Origin of the sequence: Streptomyces sp. NPDC057271 (genome assembly GCF_042668715.1) — a bacterium.
Taxonomy (GTDB): Bacteria; Actinomycetota; Actinomycetes; order Streptomycetales; family Streptomycetaceae; genus Streptomyces.
In genome coordinates this window covers 22,940-37,005 of record NZ_JBHUYJ010000044.1, presented here as the reverse complement: position 1 = coordinate 37,005, position 14,066 = coordinate 22,940, and the positions used below count along the sequence as shown (strand labels likewise).

Annotated in this window: 19 protein-coding genes; 8 read left to right on the top strand and 11 right to left on the bottom strand. The window is 67.6% G+C overall.

The annotated features are described in order from the left end of the window. Nucleotides 1-5 precede the first annotated feature (5 nt). From sufU to ACFUJR_RS21150, 3 genes are all read left to right on the top strand, one after another. Complete coding sequence (gene sufU / locus ACFUJR_RS21160; RefSeq protein ID WP_383163845.1) at nt 6-467, top strand: Fe-S cluster assembly sulfur transfer protein SufU; 462 nt, start codon at nt 6-8, stop codon at nt 465-467. Next, a complete protein-coding gene (locus tag ACFUJR_RS21155) occupies nt 464-802 on the top strand; it encodes a metal-sulfur cluster assembly factor (protein ID WP_383163842.1) in 339 nt (112 codons plus the stop codon). The genes sufU and ACFUJR_RS21155 overlap by 4 nt, the downstream gene beginning before the upstream one ends. A 63-nt stretch (nt 803-865) precedes the next feature. Continuing rightward, a complete protein-coding gene (locus ACFUJR_RS21150; protein ID WP_383163839.1) occupies nt 866-1,204 on the top strand; it encodes a VOC family protein in 339 nt (112 codons plus the stop codon). 78 nt (nt 1,205-1,282) lie between these two features. Here the strand turns inward: ACFUJR_RS21150 and ACFUJR_RS21145 are convergent, their stop codons facing one another. Both ACFUJR_RS21145 and ACFUJR_RS21140 read right to left on the bottom strand, forming a co-directional pair. Continuing rightward, entirely contained in the window at nt 1,283-1,504 is a 222-nt protein-coding gene (locus ACFUJR_RS21145; RefSeq protein ID WP_383163836.1) for a hypothetical protein, read from the bottom strand. After that, entirely contained in the window at nt 1,501-1,860 is a 360-nt protein-coding gene (locus ACFUJR_RS21140) for a hypothetical protein (RefSeq protein WP_383163833.1), read from the bottom strand. Before ACFUJR_RS21140 ends, ACFUJR_RS21145 begins: the two co-directional genes overlap by 4 nt. Before the next feature lie 161 nt (nt 1,861-2,021). Here ACFUJR_RS21140 and ACFUJR_RS21135 point away from each other — a divergent pair, with 161 nt between their 5' ends. After that, nucleotides 2,022-2,276 (top strand): GntR family transcriptional regulator, encoded by a 255-nt coding sequence (locus ACFUJR_RS21135; RefSeq protein WP_383450629.1) that lies wholly within the window; start codon nt 2,022-2,024, stop codon nt 2,274-2,276. A 50-nt stretch (nt 2,277-2,326) separates the two neighbouring features. Here ACFUJR_RS21135 and ACFUJR_RS21130 read toward each other — a convergent pair whose 3' ends face one another. The 4 genes from ACFUJR_RS21130 to ACFUJR_RS21115 all read right to left on the bottom strand — a co-directional run bounded on the left by ACFUJR_RS21130 (nt 2,327) and on the right by ACFUJR_RS21115 (nt 4,613). Beyond that, complete coding sequence (locus ACFUJR_RS21130; RefSeq protein ID WP_383163827.1) at nt 2,327-3,286, bottom strand: hypothetical protein; 960 nt, start codon at nt 3,284-3,286, stop codon at nt 2,327-2,329. Between the two features lie 23 nt (nt 3,287-3,309). Then, nucleotides 3,310-3,765 (bottom strand): NUDIX domain-containing protein, encoded by a 456-nt coding sequence (locus tag ACFUJR_RS21125; RefSeq protein WP_383163824.1) that lies wholly within the window; start codon nt 3,763-3,765, stop codon nt 3,310-3,312. A 181-nt stretch (nt 3,766-3,946) separates the two neighbouring features. Continuing rightward, nucleotides 3,947-4,177 carry a hypothetical protein gene (locus tag ACFUJR_RS21120; protein ID WP_383163822.1) on the bottom strand — a complete coding sequence of 77 codons (231 nt, stop codon included), beginning with the start codon at nt 4,175-4,177 and terminating at the stop codon, nt 3,947-3,949. Between the two features lie 223 nt (nt 4,178-4,400). Beyond that, nucleotides 4,401-4,613, bottom strand: coding sequence for a hypothetical protein (locus ACFUJR_RS21115; protein WP_383163819.1), 213 nt, complete (start codon nt 4,611-4,613; stop codon nt 4,401-4,403). Between the two features lie 140 nt (nt 4,614-4,753). On the opposite strand from ACFUJR_RS21115, the gene ACFUJR_RS21110 reads away from it, so the two are divergent. Together ACFUJR_RS21110 and ACFUJR_RS21105 are read left to right on the top strand one after the other, a co-directional pair. Next, complete coding sequence (locus ACFUJR_RS21110; RefSeq protein WP_383163816.1) at nt 4,754-6,118, top strand: hypothetical protein; 1,365 nt, start codon at nt 4,754-4,756, stop codon at nt 6,116-6,118. A gap of 648 nt (nt 6,119-6,766) precedes the next feature. After that, nucleotides 6,767-7,584 (top strand): IS5 family transposase gene (locus ACFUJR_RS21105; protein ID WP_383163813.1). Its coding sequence is split into 2 segments (ribosomal slippage): nt 6,767-7,114 and nt 7,117-7,584, totalling 816 coding nucleotides; the frame shifts between segments, so codons are not numbered across the junction. A gap of 570 nt (nt 7,585-8,154) precedes the next feature. Here the strand turns inward: ACFUJR_RS21105 and ACFUJR_RS21100 are convergent. The 5 genes from ACFUJR_RS21100 to ACFUJR_RS21080 all read right to left on the bottom strand — a co-directional run bounded on the left by ACFUJR_RS21100 (nt 8,155) and on the right by ACFUJR_RS21080 (nt 13,062). Next, nucleotides 8,155-8,310 carry an HNH endonuclease gene (locus tag ACFUJR_RS21100; protein ID WP_383163956.1) on the bottom strand — a complete coding sequence of 52 codons (156 nt, stop codon included), beginning with the start codon at nt 8,308-8,310 and terminating at the stop codon, nt 8,155-8,157. A 419-nt stretch (nt 8,311-8,729) separates the two neighbouring features. Next, nucleotides 8,730-9,227 carry a hypothetical protein gene (locus ACFUJR_RS21095; RefSeq protein ID WP_383163810.1) on the bottom strand — a complete coding sequence of 166 codons (498 nt, stop codon included), beginning with the start codon at nt 9,225-9,227 and terminating at the stop codon, nt 8,730-8,732. Nucleotides 9,228-9,229: 2 nt separating this feature from the next. Then, nucleotides 9,230-9,466 (bottom strand): hypothetical protein, encoded by a 237-nt coding sequence (locus ACFUJR_RS21090; protein WP_383163807.1) that lies wholly within the window; start codon nt 9,464-9,466, stop codon nt 9,230-9,232. Between the two features lie 665 nt (nt 9,467-10,131). Next, nucleotides 10,132-11,874 carry a recombinase family protein gene (locus tag ACFUJR_RS21085; protein ID WP_383163804.1) on the bottom strand — a complete coding sequence of 581 codons (1,743 nt, stop codon included), beginning with the start codon at nt 11,872-11,874 and terminating at the stop codon, nt 10,132-10,134. A gap of 105 nt (nt 11,875-11,979) precedes the next feature. Beyond that, nucleotides 11,980-13,062 (bottom strand): oxidoreductase, encoded by a 1,083-nt coding sequence (locus ACFUJR_RS21080; protein ID WP_383163801.1) that lies wholly within the window; start codon nt 13,060-13,062, stop codon nt 11,980-11,982. A 63-nt stretch (nt 13,063-13,125) separates the two neighbouring features. On the opposite strand from ACFUJR_RS21080, the gene ACFUJR_RS21075 reads away from it, so the two are divergent. Continuing rightward, nucleotides 13,126-13,446, top strand: a complete 321-nt coding sequence (locus ACFUJR_RS21075; RefSeq protein WP_383163798.1) for a DMT family transporter — start codon at nt 13,126-13,128, stop codon at nt 13,444-13,446. Then, entirely contained in the window at nt 13,446-14,051 is a 606-nt protein-coding gene (locus ACFUJR_RS21070) for a TetR/AcrR family transcriptional regulator (protein WP_383163795.1), read from the top strand. Before ACFUJR_RS21075 ends, ACFUJR_RS21070 begins: the two co-directional genes overlap by 1 nt. The last annotated feature ends 15 nt before the right edge of the window (nt 14,052-14,066 follow it).

Sequence of the window (14,066 nt, the reverse complement as noted above, 5' to 3'; positions counted from 1 at the left end):
CCCTCGTGAAGCTGGATTCGATGTACCAGGACGTCATCCTGGACCACTACAAGCACCCGCACGGGCGCGGTCTTCGGGACGGCGACGCCGAGGTGCACCACGTCAACCCGACGTGCGGCGACGAGATCACGCTCCGGGTGAAGTACGACGGCTCGCGGATCGAGGACGTCAGCTACGAGGGTCAGGGCTGCTCGATCAGCCAGGCCTCGGCGTCGGTCCTGAACGAGCTGCTCGTCGGCAAGGAGCTGGAGGAGGCGCAGAAGATCCAGGGCACGTTCCTGGAGCTGATGCAGTCCAAGGGCCAGATCGAGCCGGACGACGCGATGGAGGAGATCCTGGAGGACGCGGTCGCGTTCGCGGGTGTCTCCAAGTACCCGGCCCGGGTGAAGTGCGCGCTGCTCAGCTGGATGGCGTGGAAGGACGCGACGGCCCAGGCTCTGGGCGACGCGGAGAGGAAGTCGGCATGACCGAGAACGCCGAGGCCACGATGAAGCCGGCCTCCGAAGAAGAGATCCGAGAGGCGCTGTACGACGTCGTCGACCCCGAGCTGGGCATCGACGTCGTCAACCTCGGCCTGATCTACGGCATCCACGTCGACGACTCCAACGTCGTCACGCTGGACATGACCCTGACGTCGGCGGCCTGTCCGCTGACCGATGTGATCGAGGACCAGGCGAAGGCCGCGACCGACGGCATCGCCAGCGAGCTGAAGATCAACTGGGTCTGGATGCCGCCGTGGGGTCCGGACAAGATCACGGACGACGGTCGCGAGCAGCTCCGCGCGCTCGGGTTCAACGTCTGACGTTCTCGGCGTCCGACCGTTTCGTACTGTCGAACGGCCATGCTCTTCAGGAAGACTGAGGGCATGGCCGTTCGCATGTACCACCTCGCCGTCGACTGTCACGACCTTCCGGGCCAGGCCCGCTTCTGGGCCGAGGTCCTCGACTGGAAGATCCTCTTCGAGGACGAGGGGGAGATCGTCATCGGCGCCGACGAGCACGCCTGGCCGGGGATGTGCTTCCTGCCGGTGCCCGAGTCCAAGACCGTCAAGAACCGGCTTCACATCGACCTCGCGCCCGACGACCGGGACGCGGAGGTCGAGCGGATCATCGGACTCGGCGCCCGCCGGATCGACGTCGGTCAGGACGAGGAGGCGACATGGGTCGTCCTCGCCGACCCCAACACTCCTGACTACCAGTTCTGAGCATACGCGCACGTCAGAGAACACATAAGCCCCGCACGGCAGTTGAGCCGCACGGGGCGTTTTGCTGTCTGGGGCTGGTCAGTGCCGAGGGGGCCGGCGCATCGCGGGCAGCTCGTTCCACTGCGCGTGCTGCGGGTACCGGTGGGCGTGTTCAGCGCACGCGTAGTGGGTGTACCAGGCTCCGCCGCTCTGGCTCTGCACTTCGCCGATGATCACGGGAACGTCGGTCCAGTGCCCGCAGACCGTGAATACGGACCGGGCGGGCTCGGGTGCCTCTCTGGTGACTGCCTCGCGGGTCATGCCGACACCCCCGCAGCGGCGAACGCGGACGCGGGGAACGGAGCACCCTCGTACGTGTACGGGTAGTCCACCCCTTCCGTAGCGAGTACGGCAGCGCGCCGACGTTCCCGGATCACGCACAGCTCTAGCGTCCGCTCGACTTCCCGCGCGAGCAGCCACGGGCCAACGCGGTGGCGCCACGGGGACGGAATCGAGCGGGCGAGGACGTGAGCGGGAATCGGTGTGGTCGGGCCGCAGATGACGCGGGGCGGGGTCGTCGGCTCGGGGGCGAGCACGGGGACGGCTCGGCGCTTTCCTCGTGCGGGCAGCAGCAGGGACAGCACCCACATAAGCGTGCGGGCGATAGAGTCGCGCATGGTCGTTTCAGCTCCTGTTAGCTGTTTCGGCAAGCCCCGATGGACCGGGCCTAATCGGTCCCTCGGGGCGCTTTCGTTTTCGACGGTAGCCAACTCCTCTACCCTCGTCTACCTACGTATAGAAACGGACCCCGCCGTGTCCGGTTGTCTACGCTTCCCCTATGAGCCCGAGCATTGACTACGAAGCCCCGACACCGCCGTATCAGCAGATCGCGGCGGAGATCATCCGGGACATCGAGTCGGGCACGCTCGCCGTGGACCGTCCGATCCCCTCGGAGTCGTCGTTGATCCAGCGTTGGGGCGTGGCGCGGGACACCGCCCGCCGCGCGGTGCGGCACCTGCGGGAACTCGGGTACGTCTACACCGTGCCGCAGCGGGGCACCTACGTACGCGACCGCAGCGAGGACGCGCAGTAGGCCGTCCGCGCACCCGTGGGGGGCGGGTGCACGGACAACGTAGGAACCGTTCAGACGGGCACCCCGGGGTCGAAGTATTCCAGCGTACGGAACAGACCGGCGAAGGTGCCGGGGCCGTGCCGGTCGTCCAGCCATCCCGAGAGGGCCCCAGTCGCTCCGCTGATCACCGAGCGCAGGACAAGGGTGTGTAGGTCTTCCTGCTCCCCGGGAGCGAACTCGTCCAGGAATGACGCGTACCGCCGGTTCACTCCGGCTTCGTAGCGCCAGAGCGCCCCGGTGTATCGGGTGATCTCGTCCGTGGGCGCGTCGGCCGAAGCGGCTCCCTCGTCCCCCGCCAGGGTTCCCGTCACGTCTCGGAACGCGAGCCTTCCCACCGCGTCCCCGGGTTCCTCGACTCCGACACGTGCCGCAGCCTCACGGGTGATGCGGCGAGCTTCCCTGTCGCACGCACCTTCCATGACGACACCGAGGTTTCGGGTGTGCGGCGCGTCCTTCGGATCAGCGGCGGAGTACGTACGTCCCGACGCACGACGGAAGTTGATCCCGTACTGCGTGCGAACCAATCGCCCGTCGATGTCCACGTACCGGCGGCGGGAACCGAAGTGCAGACAGTCGTGTGCGTAGGCACGCAACAGATCGAGTAGGGCCAGACTCGCCCGTTCGGGAACGTCCCTCCCCAACGGACCATGCATGGTGACCAGGGCGATCATCTGCAAGTGCCGGTATCCCTGGTCGGGGTGGTGGAAGCCCCCGAACGCGCCGGGGCGCGAGGACTCCGCCCCGACCAGCACCCGGTGTAGCGGGAGCATCTGCGAGAGTCCCAGCTCGGCGTACCGGTCCCAGGCCATGTAGAAGCCGGCGTGGAAGACCCCCGTGTCCAGACCCGCCGCCTGCCATCGGGCCAGACGTTCGGTGGCGGTGCGGAACACGTGATCGGGGTGGGCCGAGGTGAGGACGGCGGTGTCGGCCCGCAGGGAGGCCAGAGCCTCTGACGCCCGCGCGCCGACCACCGTTTCGTTCGGGGCCAGAGAGGCTACGACGGGGTGGTGCCCCTGATGAGCTGCCGGTGGGATTCCTGCATCCCCTCCGGCAGGGAGTCCGGTTCGAACCATTGCGCCTCCAAGATCTCGAAACCGTCGATGGTCAGCGTTCCTCCGGCGTGCAGTGCCTCGTAGGCGACTTCCACGCGGAGCTTGTAACCGCTCGTCACGCTCACCAGACGACCGGGCTTGACGATGAGTCCGGTCTCTTCCTTCACCTCCCGGACGATGGTCGCCGGGAACTCCTCGCCCTTGATCGCATAGCCCGTAGGCAGTCCCCACGGGCGTTCCGGCGGCCACATCCGGTGCTTGAGGAGCAGAACGCGCCCCTGGTCGTCGCGTACGACACCGGTGACACCCACCATGAACTTGGCGTGGGCGAACCAGAGGACGCGCCACTGCAACGGGCCCCGGATGAGCCGCCACAGCCGGGCCACAACACGCTTCATGAGCAAGCCTTTCGAGGGGAACAGGTCCGCAGGGTCGCCGGATACGGCACCAACCTGTCAGACCGCGAGCGGGTCACGTCCGCTCTACGAAACCGACGCGCGCCGCGTCACTTCGCGAGGACGGCGACGACCAGAGAGAGCAGCAGGAGAACAGTGGTCACCGTGACGGCCACGGCTTCCTTCACTCACGGGTCACCAGCGCCACGTACTCCAGCGTCACGGCGAAGACGGTGTGTCCGGTCGTGACCGTGTGCGCTTCACATCCACCCGACGACATGTCGGCCGGTGTCGGCTCCGACTCCCAAGCACACCCGCCGCCCAGGCAGCGAGCCGTCATGGTGACCTCGGACTCCGGCCCGGGATGCTTGGCCATGCGGTAGACCGGGACCGCGACAGCCGGCGCCGCAGTCACGGGGCACACTCCCTGATCATCAACTTCGGTTCCTCGTGAGGGTGATTGCGTATCTCGACGCGGTAGTCCGCAGCCGCCGACTCGTCGCGGACGCGGACGCTGTGCCGCTCTGCCTCCGCCGCGAGCGCACATGTCGTGCAGCCCGGGACAGGCACGGCGGGCGGTACCGACGTCATCGGAAGGGTGATCGGGGACTCGGCGTAGGTCCGCGTTCTGTCGGTCCTCACGCGGGCATCCCCGGGGTCCCGCTCCGGATGGCTCGGCGCATCCCGTTCTCCTCCGGGACCCGCGCCATGAGGGCGACCATCACGGGCGAGTCATCGGTGGTGCCGGTCGGCACGGCCTGGTCGTGCCTGGCGTCGTCGATCCGGTCTCCGTCGGGCACCTGCGGGCAGGGCGCACTCGTTACCGGGTCTGCCGGGGGGCCATTCAGCACGGCTCACCTCCTTTACGGGAACGGCTTGTTCCCGCCGTGCGCTGATCTCTTGCGTACGAAGAGCAAACCGCGAAGCACGCTTGAACCGGTACCGTTGCGGGGAGGGCAAACCATAAGACTCATAAGCGCCGGGGGTTGTCGTGCCCAGAGCTTCCGAACGACCGCGCAATGAAGGTCTCTGCACCCTCCTTGAACAGGCGGGATACTCGGAAACGAAGTTCGCCCATGCTGTGAACCGAGTTGCTGCCGAAGCGGGTCTGTCGGTGGACTACCGCCAACCTTCCGTTTCGCAGTGGAAGCAGGGCGGACAGCCGAAACCCCAGATCAGGCCCGTGATCATCGCCGTACTGGAACGGAAGCTAGGGCGCCCGGTCTCTTACGCGGAAGCGGGCTTGCAGCGGCCTGCCGGGGTAGCTGCCGATCCTGGGCGTGACACCGTGGATTCTCTTATCGACCTCGGGAAGGAAGATATGGACCCGTCCCGCCGCAAGCTGCTCACGACGACTCTGTACTCCGCCGCCCTCACCGTTCCGGCCTTCTCCGCGCTGATGACCACGGCGCACGCGGAGGACCAGGGACGGCTCACCAGGCCCACGGGCCGCATCGGTCAAGGTGAGGTCGAGACCGTTCGACGGATGACGGACAAGATCGCCGACATCCTCGATGATCTCGGCGGCGGGCACGCCCGTCCGATGGCATCGGCGTTCCTCGTCAACACCGTTGGCGGGTACCTGCGCGCGGCGGCTCCGGACGCCGTGCACCGTGACATGCTCTCCGCCGCGTCGGATCTGGTCTACCTCACCGGGTGGATGGCCATGTACGAGCGCGCCCATGGTCTGGGGCAGACCTACTACCTGCACGCTCTCGATCTCGCCCGGGAATCCGGCGACCAGCTCACGTACTGCCGGACCCTGCGCGGGATGAGCCTGCAAGCATCGCACCTGCGCTACGGCCGGCGAGCCCTGGAGTTCGCGGACTCTGCGGCCGAGGCAGCTCCGACCGGCGCGGCCGGTCCCCGTCTCGTGGCGTTCCTGCGGGGTCAGCAAGCCCACGCCTCCGCGATGGTCGGTGACCGGCGGACGGCCGTCGTCCGACTCCGGGAGGCGGAAACCGCGCTCTCGCGGGCGGACTCGCGGCGCGACGCCGTGGGCGGCTACGACCGCGCTGCGTTCCTGTTCCACGTCTCTCACGTCCACTACGAGGGGCGGGACCTGGAGAGTTCGATCAAGGCACTCAAGTCCTCCATCCGGGTCATGAACCCATCGGAACGTCAAGGCCGACTCCATGCGCACGCGGTGCTGGCACAGCGGCAGCACGAACACGGACACCTCGAAGAGTCGTGCCGTACGTGGGGGCGCTTCCTGGACGACTACGAAGTACTGTCCACCGCGCGCGGGGACGAGCATTTCGGCAAGCTTCGGGCACTCACGATGCCGCGCAATTCTTCCGTGGTTCGGGAACTCCACGAACGCGTGCGCGAAGTGGCCAAGCTCAAGGCCGCGTGACTTCCTGCACGCAAAAAGCCCCGCCATCCTCACGGCGGAGGACTGGCGGGGCAATTGGCGCTCCACAGAAAGGCTCTAATGAGCCATTCGGGCTTTCACTCTCCCTGCCGATCTTTTGGCGGGAGGGAGGGGAGTACCCCCCTGGTCGGCGTCACCAGCGGCGAGGCTTGACCCGCTCGGCTGCCCATCCGCCCGGTTGACGCTTCGCCGTCTCGCGGTTGTGGCACGTCGAGCACAGCGGACGCAGCCGAGAGAACGCGTCCGGATCGGACACGCCCCGAGCGACCAGCGAACGGCGCGACTCCGGGAAGTGGTCCGCAACCGTGGCCGTGCGACCGCACAGCAAGCACCAGGGATGCCGGTACAGGAACGCACGCCGTACGCACTGCCAACGGGTCGTATAGCCCCGCTCGGCAGACGTACCGCGCTGCCGTTCCGCTTCCCGCTCATGAGCCGCACAACGGCCACCACGGGCCGTCAGCTCGGGGCACCCGGGTACCGAGCAAGGGGGGTGGGGCCTACGCGGCATGGGGATACCTCCGGACAAGACGGGCATAGCAAAGCTCCGGCGGAGTTGCCGGGGCTTTGGGTACAAGATTTAGAGGGTGTCTCACGTGGTGCTTGGGTGGTGCGGCATGATGATGCACCGTGAGGGTTGATCTGTCGCGTCGGCTGGTTCCGGACGAACTGTGGGAGCTGACAGCTCCGTTGGTGCCGAGATTCACGTCCCGTCCGCAGGGCGGGGGTACTGCTCCGGTGGACGAGCGGGCGGTGTTCACGGCCGTGGTGTACGTGCTGACGAGCGGGTGCGCGTGGCGGTATCTGCCGGAGTCGTTCGGTGTCTCGCCGGCCACCGCGCACCGCCGGTTCACCGCGTGGACCGAGGCCGGGCTGTGGCGCAGGCTGCACCGGGCGGTGCTGGACGAGCTCGGCGCCAGGGGCGAGCTGGACTGGACGTCCGCGATCGTCGATGCCGCGTCGGTGCGGGCGAAAAGGGGGGCTCGCTGACCGGTCCGAATCCGGTCGATCGCGGCAAGAAGGGCAGCAAACTGCATGTGCTGTCCGAGGCCCAGGGCCTGCCGCTGGCCGTCGCGGTGTCCGGCGCGAACGTGCACGACAGCCAGGCGTTCAAGCCGTTGGTTCTCGGCATCCCCGCGGTCCGCTCCCGGCGCGGACCGCGTCGGAGGAAGCCGGTGAAGGTCCGCGCGGACAAGGCGTACTACTCCGCGGAGCACCTCCGCTGGCTCCGCAGCAGGAACCTCGTCGGGCGGATCGCCCGTCCCGGTATCGAGTCGGGCGAGCGGCTCGGCCGGCACCGCTGGAAGATCGAGCGGTCGATCTCCTGGCTCTTCGGCTACCGCCGCCTCACCGTCCGCTACGAACGAAAAGGCAGCCACTTCCTCGCCTTCTTCGGCCTCGCCGCAGCCCTGACCTGCTACAAGAGACTCGCGAAACTCACCACGTGAGACACCCTCTTATGGCTACTTGACACCAAGGGTCAGTTTTTTGATCTCTACCCACTCACCGCGAAATTCTTTCCCGGACCCGATGGCTACCACGGGGCGTACCCGGGTTACTCCTCGTTGCTTGGCGTCCCTCAGTGAGTCTTGGGGGAAATACCAAGTCAGCGAAGACAGCCCTTCGAGTCTGACAGGAACCGGCGATGATCCCGGAAGGGGTTGTGGAACTACGATCTTCCGCCCCGTGTCATCCTCTAGATACCACCGGGATACCTCACAAGCCCCACGCCCTCTGTTCGCTGCCTCAACGTTTACAGAGGGAAGCGGAATTCTGCTCCCCAACATGAGTCCCGGACTTGCATCGGGCTTAATTCGGGCGCCGGACCATCGCCAAATCGCGAATTGCCAAGCCAGTGTGACCACCGTAGCGGCAAGGCTAGCCGCACCTACCGCAGCCAACACAACAGCCGTCCAGGGAACATCCTGCGCTGATACGTTCACGGTCTTTCTCCTATCACTGGTCATTCGCAGTGATAGCACCGAGCATCGGACAAGGGTGACAGGACGGGCGGGGCGTCACACGGATGGTGACGTGTTCCCAAAATCCGTGCTCGTCTTGAGCTGGTGGCACCCCCGGCACAGCACTTGAACGTTTCCGTCCGTGTCGGTCCCTCCCATCGAGAGGGGCCGCACGTGGTCCACGTCCACGTCCGCCGTGGGGAAGGCATTCAGGCACCAGTCACACCACGCGGTCCCCTTCCGCTCGATGATCCGGCGGAGCCGTGCCGCAGCGTTGTTCCGGGCCGCTCGTCGTCGGCTCCGTGCTCGCCGTGTGCGGACACGGTGGGAGCTGCACCACCTTGCGCAGCCCCCACGCTCTCCGCACGCCCAGCCCTATGAGGGCGTCGTTCCCTGGGGCGGAATGGTCGGCGGCTGAATGGGTGTCCCGTCCGGCCGGCGAGGCGTGACGTCCACGAGTAGAACCCGACCGGGCCGCGCAGGGTCACGCATACGCTGAACGCCCCGGGGCATCACGGTGCCCTCTTCTTCGCCGTGGGGCGTGTCGGACCACACGGGGCGCCCCTCGGCGTCGCGCGGGAAGTACGGGTAATCCCCATTCGGTCCGGGGTCGAGTGCGTCAGTCGCCATAGTCAGTCCGTTCCCGAAATGTAGGTGTCGCGCTTGTCAGTGAGTTCCTGGTCGAACTCGGCACCGAGTTCGACAGCCTTTCGGTCAGCGTGCGACGCCATGTCTTCCAACAGCCTTGCGACATACCAGCGCTGTTCGGGAATGGTCTGCACCTCGCCCAAAGCCGTCTGCGCGCGCTGCGCCTCGGTCAGTACGTGCCCGCGCTTGTGGCGGGCTGCCCGGTATTCGACGTATGCCGCGAACCAGGGCTCTGCGGAGAGGGCCGCGAGGAACGTTTCCCGCGCGGTGTTACCGGAGTTGGTTACATCGTCGGCGCGCTCGCGCCACGTCTCGACAACCTCACGGTTGTACTCCTTGGCGCGTTCCGCACGCCGTGCCGATTCCGCCTCCTGCGCTGCCTGCAACTGTGCTTCGGCGTCCGCAAGCGGGGCGGATACCTTCTCTGCCTGCGCCCGCAGCTTCGCGACTCGCTCGGCTGCCTTCTGAATGTCGGTCGTCATAGTCAGTTACTCCCCTTCGTCACGTCGCGGCCGTGCTCGGCTGCAATCTTCTTGTCGTTCTCGTAGTAGCCAAGGCTCATCCGAATGGACGTGCCGAGCGTTTCGAACACTTCGGGGCGCGATTCTCGCAGTGTGGCGAGTGCTTCGATGCGCTCATCCCACTTAAATGCGTCGGCGCGCCTCTGCCCCTTATCGCGCTTCCCGTCCAGGAATGCGGCACCGTTGAGATATTCGCTCATAATCTTTCTCCATTGCGTCTCGGCATGAAAAAGCCCCTGCGTATGGCACGTCAGGGGGTTCGTGATGGCGGCTCTGAAATTGCGTTGCGGGTGTCTCTATGCTGAACCCCTTTTCGGGGTGCCGATCAGCGCACGCGCTTACGACCCCTTTCGGCGCCCCGGTCAAGGGCGGTTACTCATGGGCGGTGCGGTCCCCGCACGTTGCCTCACGACCACTGCGGCCACCCCCGAGAGGGTGCGTGCTGCACGGGCAACGCTGGAAGAGAGAGCGGGCACTCGGTCCGCCGGTATCCCCCTCGGGGTGGGTGCGCGGTAGTCCCGCTCTCTCTTGCCCCAGTAGTAGGGACCAAAGGTTTCCCGCGCCCTCGCCGCTTCGCACGGTGGACGGTCGGACTCGTTCTCTCTTGCCCCAGTAGTAGGAACCGAGGGTGGCCCGAGGATGTCGAGCGGTGTCGGGGTGACGACAGAGACCCCGGTTTCTCTTTCTCTTAGGTTTTTCTTGGCTATCTCAAAAAGTGTCGAAAGTCGTCACTCTCAACACCTTTTCGCCTCTCGCTGCCCTGCGGCCCCGCCCGAGGGCAAGTCGGCGAGGGCCCCTGTACGCCCGTGTGCGGGCAGCAGAGAGCCCCGGCGGGTGAACCCAGCCGGGGCCAGTCTCGGGGCGGCTACGCGGCGACCGGTTCGCGGGCAGGCTCGACCAGGCGCACACTCGCACCCGGGGTGGGCTCGTCTCCGCGTGTCTCGGATTCCAGCGCCGTTGCGACTCCGCCGAGTTCTTCCACTGCGGGGTTCAGCTCACCACGCATGGTGAAGTCCACGCGCCGCGTGTCGAGCTTGCGCCACCCGCCCCGGACGCCGCGCCGCACGTCGAGCCGCACCCCCGCTTCTATGAGCATGGCTCGCCGGCCCGCCGTGTCCTTCTCGGCCCACTCGTCGGCGAACGTGCGGCCGGTCGGGGTGACGATGCGCTGCGGCTCGGTCTTCTCCCGGGACTCCAGCTCGGCTATGCGGTTGTCGAGTGCGTCCGCCCGTTCCTGCCACGCTCGCGCGGCGTGCTGCGACTTCTGACGTCCGTGCTGCCGCTGGTGCTCCTCGAACTCGGCCAACGTGGCGTGCAGCTCGGGGGCAGGGTCGTACCCGGGAATCTCGACTGTGTGTTTCGTCTGGACGGGCCCGACCAGACGCAGGAACTCGGCACTCACGTAGTCGTCAACCCACTGCGCACGGACGTTGGCGGGCAGCTCGCACACGTCGCCCCGCGCGTGGCTGTTGCACTTGTAGAACGGGTTCACGCTCGCGCCGTTCTTGGTGGGCTTGGACAGGTACATACGGCCCCCGCACGAGTCGCAGTGGATCACGCGCAACAAGAGTGCGTCGGTGTCGTGGCGATCTCCGTTCTCAATGCTGCGGGCGTCGAGCACGGCGCCGATCGCGTCGAACTCGGCCCGAGTCATGATCGGCTGTTCGGTCTGCATGATCGGGTTGCCCTCGGCGTCTCGCACGGGCTTGCCCTTGTGCATCTTCCAGCCGAGCAGCGATTCATTCCGCAGCATCCGCGTAATGACAGCGGGGGTCCACTTGAACACGTCACGCACGACGTGCGACCCCTTGGCCCCGCCGGTCTTCCCGCCCTTTTCGCGCTTCATCTTCACGGCCCAGTGATCGCGAGGACTCGGCACCTTGTCTTGGTTGAGCCCCGCAGCGATGGCGGAGATGGTCATGCCGTCGAACAGTTCGCGGACGATGCGCTCAATGACCTTGACCGCGTCGGGGTCCGGTACCAGCGTCCAACCGACCCCGCCATGCTCGGCGGGCATCGGGACGACCATGTAGCCGTACGGGGGGCGTCCGCCGCGCCACCGAAGCGGCATCTTGCGAATGGCAGCCATGGCGCCGGTAACCCGGTCCTTGATGCTCTGCGACTCCACCTGAGCGGCAAAGGCAAGCATGAGCATCATGAGTTCGCTCATGGGGTCCATGGGGTTCCGGAAGTCCAGAACCATCGGGCCCCCGCCGATGCCCTCGGCGAACAGCAACACCTTTCGGTGCTTCCTCGCCCACTCGGCAAGGTTCTGCATGTCGCTCATGGACCGGATGGCACGGTCAAAGCGCCACCACACCAACACGTCGAAGTCGTCCGGGCGGGCAAGCCACCCGCCGAGCGCGGGACGGTCGAACGGGGACACCTTGGACGCGGACACGTCCAGGTCCACCGCTTCGCGGAGCTGGTCACCCTCGCCGAAGCTGATGTTGTGCGCGGCTGCCGCTACGTCGTCGGCCTCGCGCTGCCGCTCGGGGCTGGTGGTCTCATCGGTGAGCACGGACAGACGGACACACCGCACACCCCGAAGGGTCTCGGTGTAGACCGTCCCCGCGAGGGGGTTCTGGGATGTGTGGGTGGTCTCCATACCCTTCTGGGGGTGCGGAGCTTGCCTGTGTGTCGTGTTCTCCATGGCCCCTGTAGGGAGACCCCGAGGGGAACGAGTTCTGCGTGCTGAGGCCGAAGCGCTCGCTCACGGACTGAACGGGGGCGTCCCGGCGGCCTGCACGAGGGCGGGGGCCAGGTTCTCCTTGCGGATGCGCTGGTCGACGTAGACGAGTCCGGTGACCAGGGGCGGGAAGACCGAGCAGACGGCCTGCGCCAGCATGCCGCCGACGACCGCGATCACCAGGACCGGTACGAGCGCGATCATGACCTCGCCCGGGGTCTCGTAGCCGGACGCGGCCGTGAACGAGACCGGGAACGACAGCAGCGTGCTGAGGACCTGCTGGATCAGCCAGTTCGCCATCCCCGCCATGAGGCCCGCGACCAGCAGCGCACCGAAGATCCGCCACCATGAGCCGCGCACCAGTTCGCCGGAGCGGCGCATGGAGGCCGTCGTGCCCTGCCCCTCGAACACCGCCGCCGTCGGTGCCAGGCTCAGCTTCACCCAGATCCAGGTGGCCAGCGGCATGGCGGCCAGGGCGATGAGGAGGGCGATGAGGGCGAGGCCGGACGAGGCCATCGCCGAGTCCGGTTCGGTGCCCGCGCTCGACGCTGCCGTGACGAGCGCGACCACGAAGCCGATCGTCGCCACCATGAAGAGGGCGGCGGGCACGAAGATGACCAGCATCGTCAGGAAGACCGTGCCGATCACCGCCGGCATCCGCGACCAGGAGCGGCGCCAGACCGCACCGAAGGTCGTCCGCCGGCCGAGCACCGCCTCCTGGAGGACGGCCGGGCAGGCCGCGTACACGACGGCGGTCGCGACCAGCATCCCGACCATGGCGATCAGCCAGACGAGGCCGAAGGCGACCAGCAGCGGGCGGCCGTCGTCCCAGCTCGGCTCCTGCCCGCTCGGCAGGTCGAAGACGCGTGGCACATGGTCCGCGACCGCCGCGTACGCGAGGCCGCCGGCCGCCGCGACCAGCAGAAGCGCCCCGCCGAAGGCGGCCGTGGCCACCCCGAGCAGCGGCTTCCAGTAGCGGCCGATGGTGGCGAAGGCGCCGGTCAGGATCTGGCTGAGACCCAGCGGCGCCAGGGGTATCACGCCGGGCTTCGGCGGAGGGGGCGGGGGAGCGTAGCCATAACCGTACGGCCCGGAGGGATACGTCATGCGGGACACGGTAGCGGCAGGCTTTGCGTACGACCGTACACAGCGTTCTGTACGATGGTACGCATGGGATACGGGCTGCTGGCGGGCGCCATCACGGCGGAGATCATCGCGACGGTCTCGATGAAGTACAGCGAGGGCTTCTCCAGGCTCTGGCCCTCCGTCGTCACGGGCGTCGGCTATCTGGTCGCCTTCGCCCTGCTCGCCCAGGCGCTCAAGACCCTCCAGGTCGGCACGGCCTACGCGATATGGTCCGGCGTGGGCACCGCCGCCGTCGCCGTCATCGGCATCCTCTTCATGAACGAGACGCTCAGCGTCGCCAAGGCCGCCGGGGTCCTCCTGATCATCGCCGGCGTCCTGGTGCTCAACATGGGGGGCGCGCACTGATGGCCCGCCCCCGCCGCCACGACCCCGAGCGGCGGCAGCGGATCGTCGACGCCGCGCTCCGCGTGGTCGGCGCCCGGGGCATCGGCGGGCTCAGTCACCGTACGGTCGCGGCCGAGGCGGACGTGCCGCTCGGCTCCACGACGTACCACTTCGCCTCCCTCGACGAACTCCTCGTCGCCGCGCTGCGCCAGGCCAACGAGGGCTTCGGCCGGCGGCTGCGCGAGAGCCCGGCGCTCGCCGACCCGGACACCGACCTCGCCGCCGCCCTCGCCGGGCTGATGGGGGAGTGGATCGGCGGCGCGCGGACGGGGGTGGAGCTGGAGTACGAGCTCTACCTCGCCGCGCTCCGCCGCCCCGCGCTGAGGCCGGTCGCCGCGGAGTGGACGGACGCCGTCACCCGGGCCCTGTCCCGGCGGACGGACTCCACGACGGCCCGCGCGCTGGTCGCGCTCATGGACGGCATCTGTCTCCAGGTCCTGCTGACGGACGGGACGTACGACAAGGAGTACGCCCGCGAGATGCTGGCGCGTCTCCTGCCGGGTGATCCGACGAGGGCCGCGGCGCGGGGGTTGGCGGATCCGCCGGGACGCTCGACCGACACCTGAGACCGGTTGGCCCGG

Coding starts and splice junctions, on each gene's coding strand:
- ACFUJR_RS21155 (WP_383163842.1), top strand. CDS start 464: ATGACCGAGAACGCCGAGGCCACGATGAAGCCGGCCTCCGAAGAAGAG.
- ACFUJR_RS21150 (WP_383163839.1), top strand. CDS start 866: ATGGCCGTTCGCATGTACCACCTCGCCGTCGACTGTCACGACCTTCCG.
- ACFUJR_RS21145 (WP_383163836.1), bottom strand. CDS start 1,504: ATGACCCGCGAGGCAGTCACCAGAGAGGCACCCGAGCCCGCCCGGTCC.
- ACFUJR_RS21140 (WP_383163833.1), bottom strand. CDS start 1,860: ATGCGCGACTCTATCGCCCGCACGCTTATGTGGGTGCTGTCCCTGCTG.
- ACFUJR_RS21135 (WP_383450629.1), top strand. CDS start 2,022: ATGAGCCCGAGCATTGACTACGAAGCCCCGACACCGCCGTATCAGCAG.
- ACFUJR_RS21125 (WP_383163824.1), bottom strand. CDS start 3,765: ATGAAGCGTGTTGTGGCCCGGCTGTGGCGGCTCATCCGGGGCCCGTTG.
- ACFUJR_RS21095 (WP_383163810.1), bottom strand. CDS start 9,227: ATGACGACCGACATTCAGAAGGCAGCCGAGCGAGTCGCGAAGCTGCGG.
- ACFUJR_RS21090 (WP_383163807.1), bottom strand. CDS start 9,466: ATGAGCGAATATCTCAACGGTGCCGCATTCCTGGACGGGAAGCGCGAT.
- ACFUJR_RS21085 (WP_383163804.1), bottom strand. CDS start 11,874: ATGGAGACCACCCACACATCCCAGAACCCCCTCGCGGGGACGGTCTAC.
- ACFUJR_RS21080 (WP_383163801.1), bottom strand. CDS start 13,062: ATGACGTATCCCTCCGGGCCGTACGGTTATGGCTACGCTCCCCCGCCC.
- ACFUJR_RS21075 (WP_383163798.1), top strand. CDS start 13,126: ATGGGATACGGGCTGCTGGCGGGCGCCATCACGGCGGAGATCATCGCG.
- ACFUJR_RS21070 (WP_383163795.1), top strand. CDS start 13,446: ATGGCCCGCCCCCGCCGCCACGACCCCGAGCGGCGGCAGCGGATCGTC.